The sequence below is a fragment of the Streptococcus mitis genome (assembly GCF_002096735.1).
GTDB classification, from domain to species: Bacteria; Bacillota; Bacilli; order Lactobacillales; family Streptococcaceae; genus Streptococcus; species Streptococcus mitis_CZ.
Window position 1 is genome coordinate 151,261 of the sequence record NZ_NCVC01000015.1, and the last position, 15,777, is coordinate 167,037.

Annotated in this window: 17 protein-coding genes and 1 pseudogene; 3 read left to right on the forward strand and 15 right to left on the reverse strand. The window is 38.0% G+C overall.

The window, feature by feature from the left end; genetic code table 11:
* Positions 1 to 18: 18 nt before the first annotated feature.
* From rplI to B7703_RS05135, 5 genes are all read right to left on the reverse strand, one after another.
* Positions 19 to 471, reverse strand: a complete 453-nt coding sequence (rplI, locus tag B7703_RS05115) for a 50S ribosomal protein L9 (protein WP_000864214.1) — start codon at positions 469 to 471, stop codon at positions 19 to 21.
* Positions 468 to 2,441 (reverse strand): DHH family phosphoesterase, encoded by a 1,974-nt coding sequence (locus tag B7703_RS05120; protein WP_084923885.1) that lies wholly within the window; start codon positions 2,439 to 2,441, stop codon positions 468 to 470. The genes rplI and B7703_RS05120 overlap by 4 nt, the downstream gene beginning before the upstream one ends.
* A gap of 135 nt (positions 2,442 to 2,576) precedes the next feature.
* Positions 2,577 to 3,125 (reverse strand): ribosome hibernation-promoting factor, HPF/YfiA family, encoded by a 549-nt coding sequence (gene hpf, locus B7703_RS05125; RefSeq protein ID WP_004255322.1) that lies wholly within the window; start codon positions 3,123 to 3,125, stop codon positions 2,577 to 2,579.
* 79 nt (positions 3,126 to 3,204) lie between these two features.
* Positions 3,205 to 3,867, reverse strand: a complete 663-nt coding sequence (locus tag B7703_RS05130; RefSeq protein ID WP_084923887.1) for a ComF family protein — start codon at positions 3,865 to 3,867, stop codon at positions 3,205 to 3,207.
* Positions 3,864 to 5,162: an ATP-dependent helicase ComFA gene (locus tag B7703_RS05135; protein ID WP_084923889.1), complete on the reverse strand. Its 1,299-nt coding sequence runs from the start codon at positions 5,160 to 5,162 to the stop codon at positions 3,864 to 3,866. The genes B7703_RS05130 and B7703_RS05135 overlap by 4 nt, the downstream gene beginning before the upstream one ends.
* 56 nt (positions 5,163 to 5,218) lie before the next feature.
* Here B7703_RS05135 and B7703_RS05140 point away from each other — a divergent pair, with 56 nt between their 5' ends.
* The 3 genes and pseudogenes from B7703_RS05140 (at position 5,219) to cysK (ending at position 7,066) form a co-directional block, all read left to right on the forward strand.
* The gene (locus tag B7703_RS05140; protein WP_049543263.1) at positions 5,219 to 5,854 is read left to right on the forward strand and encodes a YigZ family protein; all 636 of its coding nucleotides are present in this window, start codon (positions 5,219 to 5,221) and stop codon (positions 5,852 to 5,854) included.
* A gap of 93 nt (positions 5,855 to 5,947) precedes the next feature.
* A pseudogene (locus tag B7703_RS10075) lies at positions 5,948 to 6,019 on the forward strand (PH domain-containing protein); the annotation flags it as partial.
* A gap of 120 nt (positions 6,020 to 6,139) precedes the next feature.
* The gene (gene cysK, locus B7703_RS05145) at positions 6,140 to 7,066 is read left to right on the forward strand and encodes a cysteine synthase A (protein WP_049543266.1); all 927 of its coding nucleotides are present in this window, start codon (positions 6,140 to 6,142) and stop codon (positions 7,064 to 7,066) included.
* 100 nt (positions 7,067 to 7,166) lie between these two features.
* Here cysK and tsf read toward each other — a convergent pair whose 3' ends face one another.
* The 10 genes from tsf to rodZ all read right to left on the reverse strand — a co-directional run bounded on the left by tsf (position 7,167) and on the right by rodZ (position 15,758).
* On the reverse strand, positions 7,167 to 8,207 hold the full coding sequence (gene tsf / locus B7703_RS05150; protein ID WP_000808070.1) for a translation elongation factor Ts: 1,041 nt from the start codon (positions 8,205 to 8,207) through the stop codon (positions 7,167 to 7,169).
* Between the two features lie 79 nt (positions 8,208 to 8,286).
* Positions 8,287 to 9,066: a 30S ribosomal protein S2 gene (gene rpsB, locus B7703_RS05155; protein WP_049543268.1), complete on the reverse strand. Its 780-nt coding sequence runs from the start codon at positions 9,064 to 9,066 to the stop codon at positions 8,287 to 8,289.
* A gap of 224 nt (positions 9,067 to 9,290) precedes the next feature.
* The gene (gene pcsB / locus B7703_RS05160; RefSeq protein WP_049543271.1) at positions 9,291 to 10,475 is read right to left on the reverse strand and encodes a peptidoglycan hydrolase PcsB; all 1,185 of its coding nucleotides are present in this window, start codon (positions 10,473 to 10,475) and stop codon (positions 9,291 to 9,293) included.
* 93 nt (positions 10,476 to 10,568) lie between these two features.
* Positions 10,569 to 11,063 (reverse strand): rod shape-determining protein MreD, encoded by a 495-nt coding sequence (gene mreD / locus B7703_RS05165; RefSeq protein ID WP_049543274.1) that lies wholly within the window; start codon positions 11,061 to 11,063, stop codon positions 10,569 to 10,571.
* Entirely contained in the window at positions 11,063 to 11,881 is an 819-nt protein-coding gene (gene mreC, locus B7703_RS05170) for a rod shape-determining protein MreC (protein ID WP_049543276.1), read from the reverse strand. Before mreC ends, mreD begins: the two co-directional genes overlap by 1 nt.
* Positions 11,882 to 11,939: 58 nt before the next feature.
* A complete protein-coding gene (locus B7703_RS05175; protein WP_084923891.1) occupies positions 11,940 to 12,734 on the reverse strand; it encodes an energy-coupling factor transporter transmembrane component T family protein in 795 nt (264 codons plus the stop codon).
* Positions 12,727 to 13,566, reverse strand: coding sequence for an energy-coupling factor transporter ATPase (locus B7703_RS05180; RefSeq protein ID WP_000510419.1), 840 nt, complete (start codon positions 13,564 to 13,566; stop codon positions 12,727 to 12,729). The genes B7703_RS05175 and B7703_RS05180 overlap by 8 nt, the downstream gene beginning before the upstream one ends.
* Entirely contained in the window at positions 13,551 to 14,378 is an 828-nt protein-coding gene (locus B7703_RS05185) for an energy-coupling factor ABC transporter ATP-binding protein (protein WP_084923892.1), read from the reverse strand. The genes B7703_RS05180 and B7703_RS05185 overlap by 16 nt, the downstream gene beginning before the upstream one ends.
* A complete protein-coding gene (gene pgsA / locus B7703_RS05190; RefSeq protein WP_000712122.1) occupies positions 14,375 to 14,920 on the reverse strand; it encodes a CDP-diacylglycerol--glycerol-3-phosphate 3-phosphatidyltransferase in 546 nt (181 codons plus the stop codon). The genes B7703_RS05185 and pgsA overlap by 4 nt, the downstream gene beginning before the upstream one ends.
* A 10-nt stretch (positions 14,921 to 14,930) precedes the next feature.
* Complete coding sequence (gene rodZ, locus B7703_RS05195; RefSeq protein WP_020902620.1) at positions 14,931 to 15,758, reverse strand: cytoskeleton protein RodZ; 828 nt, start codon at positions 15,756 to 15,758, stop codon at positions 14,931 to 14,933.
* Between the last annotated feature and the right edge of the window lie 19 nt (positions 15,759 to 15,777).

Genomic DNA, 15,777 nt, shown 5'->3' on the forward strand with positions numbered 1-15,777 from the left:
TGTCAAGAAAGTGTAAATTTACCCTTCTTTCACACGAAGATTGATCACACTTGTGATATCTTGATAGATTTTCACTGGTACATCAATCAAACCAACCGCTCGAATCGGAGCTTGTACTTGGATATGACGTTTATCAATCTTAATTCCAAATTGCTTTTGCAATTCTTCTGCAATTTTCTTATTGGTAATAGAACCAAAAGTACGGCCATCTGGACCAACTTTTTCAACAAATTCTACAACCGTTTCTTCTGCTTCTAGTTGGGCTTTAATTGCTTTTGCTTCTGCAATCATCTCAGCGTGAGCTTTCTCTTCTGATTTTTGTTTACCACGAAGTTCACCTACAGCTTGAGCAGTCGCTTCTTTGGCTAGATTCTTTTTGATAAGAAAGTTTTGCGCATACCCTGTTGGTACTTCCTTAATTTCGCCTTTTTTACCTTTTCCTTTGACATCTGCTAAAAAGATTACTTTCATTCTTCTTTCTCCTTTTCCTTTATTTCATTTAATACAATTTCTGTCAGTTTTTCCCCTGCTTCTGACAAGGTTGAATCCTTAATTTGAGCTGCTGCCAAATTAAAGTGGCCTCCACCTCCCAGCTCTTCCATAATCCGTTGTACATTCAGCTTACTACGACTGCGAGCTGAGATAGAGATAAATCCTTGTGTATTCTTCGCAAGAACAAAACTCGCTTCAATACCTGACATAGCTAACATGGCATCTGCTGCCTTACTAATAACAACTGTATCATAACATTTCGAGTCCTTAGCCTCCGCTATTAGTACATCTGAACCTAATTTACGCCCCTGTAAAATCAGTTCATTGACCTCACGATATTCTTCAAAATCTGTTGCAGCAATCTCTTGGATAGCAATACTATCACTTCCTCTCGTTCTGAGATAGCTAGCAACATCAAATGTCCGACTAGTCACTCGTGAGGTGAAATTTTTAGTATCCAACATCATACCAGCCATTAAAACACTTGCTTGCATACGACTCAAACGATTTTTCTTAGAATTCTGGAACTGAATCAATTCCGTTACCAACTCACTGGCACTACTTGCACCACTTTCGATATAAGTAATAACCGCATTGTCTGGAAAATCCTGATCCCGTCTGTGGTGGTCAATAACAATGGTTTGAGTAAATAAATCATAAAAATCTTTTGATAAAGTTAAAGCTGTCTTTGAATGGTCTACAAGAATCAACAAAGAACGATTGGTCACCATCCCCATTGCATCCTTAACAGACAACAACTTTGTAACTCCTTCTTTTTCTAAGAATGAAACAGCTCGTTCAATATCCGGCGACATTTGTTCTTCATCATAAAGAGCGTAGCTATTTTGAGTCACATTGCTGGCAAACAACTGCATACCTACAGCAGAGCCAAGAGCATCCATATCTAGATTTTTGTGACCAACTACAAAAACCTGATCTACGCTCCGAATCTTATCTGAAATAGCTGTCATCATAGCGCGCGTACGTGTACGTGTACGCTTGATTGAGGCAGCAGATCCACCACCAAAATAAACTGGATTTTTCGTTTCGTCATTCTCCTTGACAACCACTTGGTCGCCACCACGTACTTCAGCCAAGTTCAAGTTGAGCAATGCAACTTTCCCTATTTCATCATGATTTCCATCACCATAAGAAAATCCCATACTTAAGGTCAAAGGCAACTGTCTCTGTTTCGACTCTTCTCTGAAAGCATCGATAACAGAAAATTTATCATTCATCAATCCCTCAAGTACCGTGTAGTCCGTAAATAGATAAAAGCGATCCATACTTACTCGACGGGAGAACATGGCATGTTTACCAGCAAATTCTGAAACAAAATTGGCTACAAAACTATTGATATGACTGATATCAGACTCCGATGTTTCATCTTCTAAGTCATCATAGTTGTCAACGGAAACGACCCCAATCACAGGTCGACTCGTTACTAACTCAACAGTCGCTTCGTATTCTCCAGACACATCAAAGAAGTAAAGAACTCCAGACACCTTGTCCATATGAACCGAATAGCGGGTCTCACCCAAGGTAGCATAAGAACCTGGATTTCCTACCGATGCCTTGATAATTGTTTGAATTAATGCAACATCAATCTCGCCCACTTCATTAGTCAAAATCAATTCAGCATAAGGATTAAACCATTCAACTTCACCTGACGACAAGTCTAATTTAATAACTCCGACAGGCATCTGTTCTAACAAGGTTGTCAAACTTTCTTCAGCTTGGTGGTTTACATACTGGATTTGTTCTACTTCACTCTTTGAGTAGTAGTCTCTCTGATGGATGAATAATAAACTATATGAACCCAAAATAAGTAGCAAAAGAAATAGCGTTACCAGTGTATTCGTTACAAAAACAAGTTGCACAGATAGCACTCCGAACGCCACTATTCCTAATATTAAGGGGAAAATAGGACTTACATAAAATTTTTTCATTCCAAACCTCTTGGCACCCATTATACCATAATAACCACCAAAAAGCGACTTTTTAAAGGTGTAATCAGTAATTCTATCAATTATAAGAAAAAGGAGGTTTACAATTCAGTAAACCTTCCTTTATACATATTGAAATTAAGATTCTTTAACTTCTAACAAACCAATTTCGCCATCCTCACGACGATAAATCACATTGGTTGTCTGATCTTCAACATCCACATAGATAAAAAAATCATGTCCCAACAAATCCATCTGTAGAATAGCTTCTTCCAAATCCATTGGTTTTAAATCAATTTGTTTTGAACGAACCACTCTAGATTGGACAACATTTGTATCTTCCACCAAAGCATCTGTAAATAATTGACTAGTTGCTACCTTGTTTTTATTTTTACGCTCGATTTTTGTTTTATTTTTACGAATCTGACGTTCAATTTTATCGGTTACAAGGTCAATTGAACCATACATATCTTGAGACACATCTTCTGCACGAAGAGTAATTGAGCCAAGCGGAATCGTCACCTCTACTTTAGCCGTTTTTTCACGATACACCTTCAAGTTAACTCGAGCATCCAACTCTTGTTCAGCTTGAAAATACTTTTCGATCTTTTCGAGTTTAGAAACTACATAATCACGAATTGCTTCTGTTACTTCTAGGTTTTCACCACGGATACTATATTTAATCATATGAGTACCTTCTTTCTAAACATTTTTGTTTTTCTGATTTCATTATAACGCTTTCATTTTGTTTTTGCAAATTTTTTCCTCATCTTACAAGGGAAAATGTTTTTACATCTTCAGCACCAGCTTCTTCCAACAGTTTCTTCACACGATTTATAGTTGTTCCAGTAGTATAAATATCATCTATAAGTAGGATTTTTTTAGGAATAGTGACTCCCCTTTTAATAAAGAAAGGAAGTTCTGTCCCCAAGCGTTCTGAACGATTTTTGGAAGAACTGGCCCGCTCTTCTCTCTTCTCTAGTAAGTCTTGAAAAGAGAACCCTGCTGCTTCAACTAAACCTTCAACCTGGTTAAATCCCCTCTCGAGCAATCTTTCAGGACTTAGGGGAATTACAACAAATTGATACTCTTTGTACTTTTTTAACTCCTCTCTTAAAACTGAAGCAAAAACTTTTCTTAAAAGGAAGTCTCCATCAAACTTATACCGACTGAAAAAATCCTTCATAGCTTGATTGTAAATAAAAATCGCTCTATGACTGACCTCAACTCCTTCTTTACACCAAAATTGACAATCTTTACACTTGGTTGACAAGTCTGTTTTCATACAGTTTGGACAGTTTTCTTCTCCAATCCTCTCAAAAGTAGAATCACAATCTAAACAAAGACAGGAGACATCATTCCTCAGAATTAAGAGACTACTGAAAGTTAAAACAGCCTTCATAGTCTGCCCACATAATAAGCACTTCATAGCCCCGCCTCCTTATTCATCTGTTGAATTTCCCTAATTGCCTTTTTGATTGAAGTATTTAACCCGTCATGGAAGAAAAGCAAATCTCCTGTCGGTCTGTCCATACTCCGACCGACACGTCCTCCAATCTGTATTAAACTAGACTTGGTAAACAGACGATGATTGGCCTCCACTACGAAAACGTCCACACAAGGGAAGGTAACTCCACGCTCCAATATCGTCGTACTGATAAGTATTGTCAGTTCTCTATTTCGAAAAGCTTGTACCTGCTCTAATCGATTTTCTGTGATAGAAGATACAAAGCCAATTTTCTCATTTGGAAATTGCTCCTGTATGATTTCTTTTAACTGTTCCCCTTTCTTAATCTCTGAAGCAAAAATGAGTAACGGATAAGCTGTCTTTCTCTGCTTCTCAATATAAGACTTTAACTTTGGTGACAAACACTTCTTCTCTAAATAGCGATTAAAATCGGATAACCAGACAGGTTTAGGAATAATCAAAGGATTTCCATGAAATCGTCTTGGCAAACTTAATCGTTTTAATTCTCCGATGCGAACCTTCCTATCTAACTCATCTGTAGAAGTTGCTGTTAAAAAGATTCTCAATCCATTCTCCTTTACACTATTCTTGACAGCATGGTAAAGCGTGGGATTGTCAACATAAGGAAAGGCATCTACTTCATCCACTATCAGCAAATCAAAAGCTTGATAAAACTTCAATAACTGATGGGTCGTCGCAACAACTAGTGGTGTTCGAAAATACGGCTCTGATTCTCCGTGTAGTAAAGATATCTCGCAAGCAAAATCATCTTGCAGGCGCTTGTACAGCTCCAAACAAACATCTATGCGAGGACTAGCCAAGCATACTGCACCACCCGCATTGATCACTTTAGCCACTACTTGATAAATCATTTCTGTCTTTCCAGCTCCTGTCACCGCATGTACCAAGGTTGGTTCCTGCTTGTCTACCGCTTGAAGCAGTCCCTCTGACACCTTCTCTTGAAAAGGAGTTAATTTACCACTCCATTTAAGAACATCTTGCTTCGGAAAATCCTCCTGCGGAAAATAGTATAAAGCTTGATCACTCCTGACTCGCTTCATCAGTAAACACTCCCTACAATAGTAAGTACCGATGGGCAAATACCATTCATCTAAAATAGCACTATCACAACGTTGACAGAAAAGTTTCCCTTTCTCCTTTCTCATTGCTGGAAGTTTCTCCGCCAACTGACGTTCCTCTTTAGTTAATTCATTCTCCGTAAACAACCGACCGAGATAATTTGGATTTACTTTCATACTTCTTTATTCGTAAAAACCTAGCACTTTAGATGATTTTTTAGTACAATTAAATCATGGAATTTAGAACAATCAAAGAGGACGGTCAAGTCCAAGAAGAAATTAAAAAATCACGCTTTATCTGTCATGCTAAGCGTGTTTATAGCGAAGAAGAGGCTCGTGACTTCATTACTGCCATCAAAAAAGAACACTACAAAGCTACGCATAACTGCTCAGCCTTTATCATTGGAGAACGTAGTGAAATTAAACGTACAAGTGATGATGGTGAGCCCAGTGGTACTGCTGGAGTTCCCATGCTTGGGGTACTAGAAAATCACAATCTTACTAATGTCTGTGTAGTCGTGACACGCTACTTTGGTGGCATTAAACTAGGCGCTGGAGGATTGATTCGTGCTTACGCTGGCAGTGTTGCCTTAGCTGTCAAAGAAATTGGCATCATTGAAATAAAGGAACAAGCTGGCATTGCTATTCAAATGTCTTACGCTCAGTACCAAGAGTATAGTAACTTTCTTAAGGAACATGATCTAATGGAACTTGAGACAAACTTTACAGATCAAGTCGATACGATGATTTATGTTGATAAAGAAGAAAAAGAAAATATTAAAGCTGCACTGGTAGAATTTTTTCATGGAAAAGTTACCTTAACTGATCAAGGTTTACGAGAAGTTGAAGTTCCTGTAAACTTAGTGTAAATAATAGATAATACAGTGTTTCACTGACATTCTCACCGCTACTTTAATTAGCAAAATAAAAAGATGCTTGCCCAAACCTACTAGAAAATGAAGCAATTCAAAAAGAAAACAGATATCGTTCCACTTTACACCTATTTACTAGAATTAGCTTATCACAATCGCTAAAAAATTAATGGCTTAGACCTGTGATATAAAAAAATCCTATCACTTCGATAGGATTTCTATATTTTACAAATGGTATAGATAGCGTTATACTAGAGATATCTTATACAAAGAGGTATTCATATGTCTATTTATAACAACATTACTGAACTAATCGGTCAAACTCCGATTGTTAAACTCAACAACATTGTGCCAGAAGGTGCTGCAGATGTCTATGTAAAACTTGAAGCATTTAACCCTGGTTCTTCTGTAAAAGACCGTATTGCTCTTAGCATGATTGAAAGAGCTGAACAAGACGGTATTTTGAAACCAGGTTCTACAATTGTTGAAGCAACAAGTGGAAACACTGGTATTGGACTTTCATGGGTAGGTGCTGCTAAAGGGTATAAAGTCGTCATCGTTATGCCTGAAACTATGAGTGTAGAACGACGTAAGATTATCCAAGCTTATGGTGCTGAACTCGTCCTAACTCCTGGTAGTGAGGGAATGAAAGGCGCTATTGCTAAAGCTCAAGAAATCGCTGCTGAACGTGATGGTTTCCTTCCTCTTCAATTTGACAACCCAGCAAATCCAGAAGTACACGAAAGAACAACAGGAGCTGAAATACTAGCTGCTTTCGGTAAAGATGGACTAGATGCCTTTGTTGCTGGAGTGGGTACCGGTGGAACGATTTCTGGTGTTTCTCATGCACTCAAATCAGCAAATTCTAACATTCAAGTTTTTGCAGTAGAGGCAGACGAATCTGCTATTCTATCTGGTGAAAAACCTGGACCACACAAAATTCAAGGTATCTCAGCTGGATTTATTCCTGATACACTTGATACAAATGCCTATGATGGTATTGTTCGTGTAACATCAGACGATGCACTAGCACTCGGCCGTGAGATTGGTGGAAAAGAAGGATTCCTTGTAGGGATTTCTTCAGCTGCAGCTATCTACGGAGCCATCGAGGTTGCCAAGAAATTAGGTACAGGTAAAAAAGTTCTTGCTCTAGCACCAGATAACGGTGAACGTTATCTCTCTACAGCACTCTATGAATTTGAAGTGTAGTCTCCTAAATACACAAAGCCCTTTAACAAGGGCTTTTTAATTTTTTTTATAAAATTTTTTTATATGAAAAAGGAAGCAAATCTGCTTCCTCTTTTTATTATTAGTTATTCAAAGCTGCTGCCATTGTAGCTGCAACTTCAGCTTCAAAGTCATTTGCAGCTTTTTCGATACCTTCACCAACTTCAAAGCGAGCGAACTCAACTACTGAAGCGTTAACTGATTCAAGGTATGCTTCAACTGTCTTGCTGTCATCCATGATGTAGACTTGTGCAAGAAGTGTGTATGCTTGGTCAACTTTAGTGTTGTCAAGCATGAAGCGATCCATCTTACCTGGGATGATCTTATCCCAGATTTTTTCTGGTTTACCTTCTGCAGCCAACTCTGCTTTAATGTCAGCTTCAGCTTGGGCAATAACATCATCAGTCAATTGAGCTTTTGATCCATACTTCAAGTGTGGAAGAGCTGGTTTGTTAACCATTGCACGGCTTTCATTGTCTTGGTCGATAACATGGTTCAACTGTGCTAACTCATCTTTAACGAATTGCTCATCCAATTCTTTGTAAGAAAGAACTGTTGGTTTCATCGCTGCGATGTGCATTGACAATTGTTTAGCAAGTGCTTCGTCTCCACCTTCAACAACTGAAATAACACCGATACGTCCACCGTTATGTTGGTAAGCTCCAAAGTGTTGTGCGTCTGTTTTTTCAATCAATGCAAAGCGACGGAATGAGATTTTTTCTCCGATAGTTGCTGTTGCAGATACGTATGCAGCTTCAAGAGTTTCACCTGAAGGCATTGTCAAAGCAAGTGCTTCTTCATTATTAGCAGGTTTTCCTTCAGCAATAACTTTAGCTGTAGTATTTACCAATTCAACGAATTGAGCATTTTTCGCAACGAAGTCAGTTTCAGCGTTTACTTCAATAACTGCTGCAACATTACCGTTAACATAAACACCCGTCAAACCTTCTGCAGCAACACGGTCAGCTTTCTTAGCTGCCTTAGCCATACCCTTTTCACGAAGCAATTCAATCGCTTTTTCGATGTCACCGTCTGTTTCTACAAGCGCTTTTTTAGCGTCCATAACACCGGCACCAGATTTTTCACGCAACTCTTTTACAAGTTTAGCTGTAATTTCTGCCATTTTGATTCTCCTATATTTTTTTAAAAATAGGAGAGCCGGGCTAAGCCCCGCCCTCCTAGGTAATTACTATTTCTATGAATTAAGCGTTGTTGCCTTCTACAACTTCAACGATTTCTTCAATTGAATCTGCTTGAGCTTCAGAAGCTGCAAATTCTGCTTCAACTGCTGTTGCATCTTCACCTTGACGTCCTTCGATGATAGCGTCAGCCAATTTAGCTGTGATCAATTTAACAGCGCGGATAGCATCATCGTTAGCTGGGATGATTACATCGATATCATCTGGATCAGTGTTTGTGTCAACCATCGCTACAACTGGGATTCCCAATTTCTTAGCTTCTTTAACAGCGATTTGCTCTTTATGTGGGTCAACTACGTACATAACATCTGGGATACGAGGCATGTCTTCGATACCACCCAAGAATTTTTCAAGACGTGCACGTTGTTTGTTAAGAAGTGCAACTTCTTTCTTAGGAAGAACTTCGAAAGTTCCATCTTCTTCCATACGTTTGATTTCTTTCAAACGAGCGATACGTTTTTGGATTGTTCCCCAGTTTGTAAGAGTTCCACCCAACCAACGGTGGTTGATGAAGTATTGACCTGAACGTACTGCTTCTTCAGCAACTGCATCAGCTGCTTGTTTCTTAGTACCAACGAACAATACAACTGCATCGTTAGCTGCTGCATCACGCATGAAATCGTAAGCTTGGTCAGCGTATTTTACAGTTTGTTGCAAGTCGATAACGTGGATTCCGTTACGTTCAGTGAAGATGTATTTAGCCATCTTAGGGTTCCAGCGACGAGTTTGGTGACCAAAGTGTACACCAGCCTCAAGAAGTTGTTTCATTGAAATTACTGCCATGAGTATTTCTCCTTTTTGTTTTTTCCTCTTCTTGACTTCAACTCGCAAAACGACCCAAGGGCAACTGTTTCACAATTCATCAAGAATGAGTATTATCGTTCACACGACAAATTTCATTTTACCATACTTTTTCAATATTTTCAAGCTATTTTAGTAGATTTTTAAAGTAAGTTAACTATATAAATCATAAAAGAGACTCAAATTGAGCCTCTTCGTTTTATTCATTAGTTTGGATAGATATATGTTACAAAACCTTCTGAAGTTGTAGTCGGATTGAACCATCCACGTTTATTTCCGATTGTACGGTTTCCACCATAGTTTGATTCAGATACTTGGATACTTGTTGATGATGAAACAGCTGTAACCACGGCTACGTGTCCATATCCACCATCATTCCAACATGCAATCGCACCAACTTGAGGTGTAGATCCTGTACGGAATCCTGCTGCAGCTGCACTTGTAGCCCACTGTGCTCCATTACCCCAGTAATCTCCAGCCCAAGGTGCCAATGTCTTAGCTCCCCATGTACACTCACCCGTTGGATAACTTGACGCATTTGTGCTATATGTTGGACGATGTTTCACTAATGCAGGAGTATAGCTTGAAGATGATTCAGAGACTGCTTGAACTTCTGCTGTAAAAGTTGTATTCCCAGAAGCAACAACTGTTTGTTGTTGACTTTCTTGTTTAGCTTTGTAAGCTGCTTCTGCTTCTGCAGCTGCTTTAGCTTCTGCTTCCGCTGCTGCTTTTTTCTCAAGTAAACTTGCTTTTTCATCCTCTGCAGTAGCCTTTTCAGCAGCAAGATTCAATTCTGCAGCTTTCAATTCAGCTTGTTTTGTAGTTAATGTTTGAGCATCATCAGCTAGTTTTTGCTGATTTGCAATAACTGTATTAATTGCATCATTGTTTGCTACTTGTTTTTCAGAAATAGCTTTTTTATCTGCTTTTTGTTGTTCCAACATTTTGTTGTTTGCAGACACGATTTCACTCATTGCAGCAACACGTGAAATAGCTTCTGTAATTGATTTTGAATTTACAATTGTATTGATGTAATTTGTTGCAGCTCCATTTGTTTGAGCACTACGAGCTTGTTTTTGCAATGAATCATTGCGAGATACAATATTCTTAGAAAGTTCTGTAATTTCACCCTCAAGCTTTTTAGATTCTGCTTGTAGTCTATCATTTTCAGATTGCAAGTTTGATTGCTCTGTTTGAATAGCAGATACTTGCTCCTGAATTTGATCAACTTGTTTTTGGGCTTCCTGTTGTTGTGCTGTTAAGTTACTAATTTTATTATCTTGAGCAGCAATTTTGTCATCAGTCGTTTCTGCATGCGCAGTTGTTAAAACAGCTACTTGAGAAACCATTACTGTACTTAGTAAAAGTGACGCTAAGATTTTTTTCTTCATATTTCGTAGATACTCCTTCTTTTAAAGACACTACTAGTATACCAAAAAAAGGCCTAATGAATATTACGCCTTTGTTACATTTTTATTTCTTTCTTATAGGTAAATCTTTTCAAAAATAAACTGAAAAATAATCATCCATATAAGGTTCAAAATCATTGATGGTACTAAACTATAGACTATAAATAAAGACATACCATCCACAGTTAAACCTACCACTAATGCAAGTATATAAGCTCCCATCTCAAATAGAAAAGTCATGACAATAATTGCCAACATTCTCGTCCAACGATTCAATAAAATAACACTATTAAATTTATGGAGAAATACTCCCAACAAGACGAACAACAAAGTCGCAATCCCTATCAAGTGGAAAAAGTAAATGTCATAAACCAAACCCACTACAAAACAATATGCTAAATAGAGATACTCTGATACCTCAATCGTCTCAAATAAGAGAAACAAAAATAGAAAATGACTAGCCAACTGCACGTGGGGAAAAAATGAGCCCAGAAGCTGACTAATATGGGCATCAATTAGAACAAAGAAAGGAAGCAATAAAAATACTCCAACCCGCTTCAACTGTCTCATTATGAATTCCCCACTAATTCTATCACACTCACATTATGAGTATCTGCACTTAATTTAACTGTTACTTCTCTTGTCAAATAGTCTGTACTATGCGTTGTAGCAACCACTTCACCAACAGGAATATCAGCAACGTTAAAGTTTCCTAATCCACCAGTGGCCACCTTATCTCCCGCACTAATATCGCTATTACTATTTAATTGGCTAATTTTTAGAACTTCATTTTCCTTGTCATAGCCAACAATAATTCCATAAATTGTTGTAGAACCATGTTGAATTTTAACAGAAATCTTATCAGCATTTTCCGTATTTGTCAGAAGGTTGACCATAGTAGAGTTGTCCTCCACTTTTGAAACACTCCCAATCAAACCACCATTTGCAATGGCTAACATATTTTCAGAAACCCCTTTTGATTTACCTGCATCCAGGGTCAATTCCTGCTTCCAAGATACTGGAGAACGCATAATAACATCTGCTGCTAAAGTCTTTGTAGCTTGTAATTTGGACTTCATATCAAGCAATTGGCGCAGGTGTTCATTTTCTGTCTTTAAACTTTCCGCCTTATTTGATTTAACTTCTAATTGGTAAATCTGTTTCTTCAAACTTTCATTTTCATTATAAGTTCGTGTCAAATGAGCCAAATCTGATTTGACAGAATCAAACCACTGAAAAGGTTTTTGAACAACTCTATCAACCAATGAGATTCCATCTCCTAATTTTGTCACAATTGTACTTGAATAAGTCGTCGCTAAGAGAGCTGACACAAGCAAAACAGTGACAAAAACAATAATGACATATTTTGATTTTTTAAAACGGTTCATATCCCTACCTTCATATCAAAAACTGTTACAGTAATTTTTTATCAATTCCTGAAAGCTACTAAGATTTTAAGAAAAATAAGCAACAACCAAGTACGATAATAACAAGAATGGTCAGCGTATCCTTTCTAGTCCATTTCAGTTGTCGGTATTGACTTCTGCATTTTCCCCCCTGATAACCACGCGCTTCCATAGCGATAGCCAAGGAATCTGCACGTTTTAAACTTGTCGCAAAAAGAGGAATCAAAATGGGAATCATAGCCTTCACCTTTTGAACAATACTTCCTTCTCCAAAATCCACTCCACGCGCTTTCTGTGCATTCATAATCCGCGTCGTATCATCCATCAAGGTTGGGACAAAACGCAAACTCATAGACAGCATCAATCCAATTTCATGAACTGGAACTTTCATACTCTTTAAAGGTGCTAATAGAGCTTCGACAGCTGATGCCAAACTTAAGGGCATGGTCGTTAAGGTTAACAAAGTAGAAAAGAAAATAATCAATACAAAGCGACAAAAGATAATTCCAGCTTGTTGCAAAGCATAATCCGTGATTCTCACAAACGAAAACTCAAATAAAACATTCCCATTAGAAATGAAAAACAGTTGAAAAATAGTTGTGAAGGCAATCAAGAAAAACATAGACTTCAAGCCCTGAATAAAAAATGAAAGAGATACTCCTGACAAGGCAATAAAGATCCCTGTCGCTATAAAAAGAATCAGATTCGTCAAGGGATTATTAGCCCAAAAAACGATCAAAATCAGTAGCATCATAGCCAGTAATTTGCTGCGTGGATCCAATCGGTGAACTATCGAATCCCCTGGGATATAACGCCCCAAAATCATACTATCCATTTAGCGACTCCTTGAACTCCTCTATCTTAATCGGTAATCGTTTAAATGACACGCCTCTATCAGCCAATCGTTTACAAAAAGCTGTAATTTTAGGTACTCCCAACTGAACTTCTTCCATAAAAACAACATCTTGAAAGACATCACTAGGTTTACCAAACTTAACTAAACGTCCCTTTTCCATCACATATACCTGATTCGCATATTCAGCAACATCATCCATCAAATGCGTTACCAAGACAATGGTCATCCCTGACTGGTGGAGTTTTTTGAACAAATTCATCAGCTCTTTTCTTCCCAGGGGATCTAGGCCTGCTGTGGGTTCATCTAAGACTAATATAGCTGGTTCCATGGCAAGTATGCCTGCAATGGCGACACGTCTCATTTGTCCACCTGATAGCTCAAACGGACTACGATCAAAAAGTGATTCATCAATTCCAACCAGAGCCAGTTTCTCACGCGCAATCTGCTCCGCATCTTCTTCAGAAACTCCAAAATTTTGCGGTCCAAAAGCAACATCCTTCAAAACCGTTTCTTCAAAGATCTGATTTTCAGCAAACTGAAATACCAAGCCAACCTGTTTTCTAATTTGACGAATATCTTTATTTTTAGAAGTCGAGGTGATTAAGGTATCAAAAACCCGCACACTCCCTTGGCTTGGCACCAATAAACCATCTAATAGTTGTAAAATAGTTGATTTACCACTACCTGTGTGGCCAATTAAGGCCGTATAAGAACCATCTTCAATCGTCAAAGAAACATCTGACAAAGCTGTTGAAGCTAAGGGAGTCCCTTCTTGATACGTAAAACTCACATTTTCTAGAGCAATTCCCATAGTTTATCCTCTAGCTCACTTTCTGTCAAATAATTTTCAGGCAAATCATAGCCATTCTGATTCAAAGAATGTTTTAATTGATTGGCAAAAGGATCGTCTAATCCAATTTGATCTAAATCATTACGAGAGAAAAGTTCTCTTGGACTACTGGTTGATTCAATTTCCCCTTTTTTCATGACCAACACACGATCACTCATGGCAACTTCTTCCAAATCATGTGTAATGGAAATGACCGTCATATCATAGTCTTTTCGAATTCCTTTTACTGTATCAATCAGTTCTCTACGCCCCTCAGGATCCAACATACTCGTTGCTTCATCTAAGATTAGAATAGCTGGTCTTAGGGCTACAACACCTGCAATGGCAACACGTTGCTTTTGGCCACCCGATAAACGCGCTGGCTCTCTCTTTTTAAATTCCAACATGCCAACTAAAGCCAGAGCTTCTTCCACTCTCTTTTTCATTTCTTGACGAGAAAGTCCCTGATTTTCCAAACCAAAGGCAACATCATCTTCAACAGTCGCTCCAACAAATTGATTGTCTGGATTTTGAAAAACCATACCGATTTGACGACGTATATTCCAAACATTTTCCTCAGTCAGCCGTTGGCCATCAATTACAATCTCTCCGGATTCTGCTTCCAGTAAGCCATCAATTAAGCGAACCGTCGTTGATTTACCACTACCATTATGCCCTACAATCGAAAGCCATTCTCCACGTTTCACGTGAAACGTAATATCCTTCACATCGTAATATTCCTGACTTTCCTTATAGCGAAAAGAAAGATTTTTTACATCAATTACTGATTTCATTTCGAACCAAATGTCCCTTTAAATACATAGGCACTACCCTTGAAATAATCATAGCCAGAGTAGATAGTGAAAAACAAGGCTACATAAAGTAGAACTTGACCAAGCAAAGTCCAATGTAATAGCAAGAAAATAATGGCAAACATCTGACTAAAAGTTTTAATTTTTCCAGGCATTGCTGCTGCTAAAACTGTTCCACCAGTTTCAACTAATAAAAGTCTTAAACCTGTCACAGCCAACTCACGACAGATAATCACTGCAACAATCCAAGCTGGAGCCATTCCTAACTCAATCAGCATAATAAAAGCCGACATAACTAGTAGCTTATCCGCCATAGGATCTGCAAATTTACCAAAATTACTAACCACATTCCATTTACGAGCTAAATATCCATCTAAATAGTCTGTAATACTGGCAATAGCAAAGATAATAGCTGCTACCATATGACTCTCTATCGAATTTCCTACTGTTAAAATAAAGATAAAAATAGGTATAAAGAGAATTCGACCTATTGTTAAGATATTTGGAATTTGTTCTTTTTTCATTCGTTTTTCCTTAATTTTTAGTAAAGGTTACAGCGATTTTTCCAGTCTGAGCTGTTAATTTCGATAAATCAACAGTCTGATTGTCTACTGTTAAGGCAACACCTTTGACAACACCTAAAGTAATTGTCACAGGATTTTTAGTTGAAACGCTTGTTTCCGCACTTTTATTATCCGGTGATAAAGTCACACCACCCTCAAGATCACTTTCTGAAACACTAACCCAACTTCTAGCATCTGACACTGATAATTGCAATTTTGCAGTTTCCTTGCTCGTTTTATAAGCAACTTCTACTCGATTTCCTTCACCTGATACACTTATAGCAGGTTCTATATTTGAAGAACTACTAGATGAGCTACTGCTTGAAGATGGAGTTACAGAACTAGTCGAACTTATTGCTTGGACTACACTATAACTAGACGCAGACGAACGCTCCGGTTGAGTCTGGAGATAATTCCAAACATAATAAGTCACAAAAATGACAATCGATAGTGCAAAAAGTATAAAATAAAATAAAGGTAAAAATGATGCCTTATTTTTCTTACTTGAACGTCTCCTACCTGTCAACTCGTCTTCATCAACATCTACTTCCTCATAAGTAATCATGCTCCCAGAATCATAAGCATCCAAGACAATTCGCTCATCAAGTTCAACTGCCCACGCATACTTTCTCAAAAAAGAACGAGTATAAAATGGACTAGGAAGTTGATCAAAATCATCAGCTTCCATAGCTTCCAACATATCCAACTGAATTTCTGTTTTTTTGTGTAATTCTTCTAAAGTCAACCCTTGGTTGGTTCTAGCTAAACGTAAAACCTCACCAATTGTTTTTTTCCTCATACTTATCATTCCTTCTTTC

Bases quoted from the DNA above. Each gene is read 5' to 3' on its own strand.
- rplI (WP_000864214.1), bottom strand. From the start codon at position 471: ATGAAAGTAATCTTTTTAGCAGATGTCAAAGGAAAAGGTAAAAAAGGC.
- B7703_RS05120 (WP_084923885.1), bottom strand. From the start codon at position 2,441: ATGAAAAAATTTTATGTAAGTCCTATTTTCCCCTTAATATTAGGAATA.
- hpf (WP_004255322.1), bottom strand. From the start codon at position 3,125: ATGATTAAATATAGTATCCGTGGTGAAAACCTAGAAGTAACAGAAGCA.
- B7703_RS05130 (WP_084923887.1), bottom strand. From the start codon at position 3,867: ATGAAGTGCTTATTATGTGGGCAGACTATGAAGGCTGTTTTAACTTTC.
- B7703_RS05135 (WP_084923889.1), bottom strand. From the start codon at position 5,162: ATGAAAGTAAATCCAAATTATCTCGGTCGGTTGTTTACGGAGAATGAA.
- B7703_RS05140 (WP_049543263.1), top strand. From the start codon at position 5,219: ATGGAATTTAGAACAATCAAAGAGGACGGTCAAGTCCAAGAAGAAATT.
- cysK (WP_049543266.1), top strand. From the start codon at position 6,140: ATGTCTATTTATAACAACATTACTGAACTAATCGGTCAAACTCCGATT.
- tsf (WP_000808070.1), bottom strand. From the start codon at position 8,207: ATGGCAGAAATTACAGCTAAACTTGTAAAAGAGTTGCGTGAAAAATCT.
- rpsB (WP_049543268.1), bottom strand. From the start codon at position 9,066: ATGGCAGTAATTTCAATGAAACAACTTCTTGAGGCTGGTGTACACTTT.
- pcsB (WP_049543271.1), bottom strand. From the start codon at position 10,475: ATGAAGAAAAAAATCTTAGCGTCACTTTTACTAAGTACAGTAATGGTT.
- mreD (WP_049543274.1), bottom strand. From the start codon at position 11,063: ATGAGACAGTTGAAGCGGGTTGGAGTATTTTTATTGCTTCCTTTCTTT.
- mreC (WP_049543276.1), bottom strand. From the start codon at position 11,881: ATGAACCGTTTTAAAAAATCAAAATATGTCATTATTGTTTTTGTCACT.
- B7703_RS05175 (WP_084923891.1), bottom strand. From the start codon at position 12,734: ATGGATAGTATGATTTTGGGGCGTTATATCCCAGGGGATTCGATAGTT.
- B7703_RS05180 (WP_000510419.1), bottom strand. From the start codon at position 13,566: ATGGGAATTGCTCTAGAAAATGTGAGTTTTACGTATCAAGAAGGGACT.
- B7703_RS05185 (WP_084923892.1), bottom strand. From the start codon at position 14,378: ATGAAATCAGTAATTGATGTAAAAAATCTTTCTTTTCGCTATAAGGAA.
- pgsA (WP_000712122.1), bottom strand. From the start codon at position 14,920: ATGAAAAAAGAACAAATTCCAAATATCTTAACAATAGGTCGAATTCTC.
- rodZ (WP_020902620.1), bottom strand. From the start codon at position 15,758: ATGAGGAAAAAAACAATTGGTGAGGTTTTACGTTTAGCTAGAACCAAC.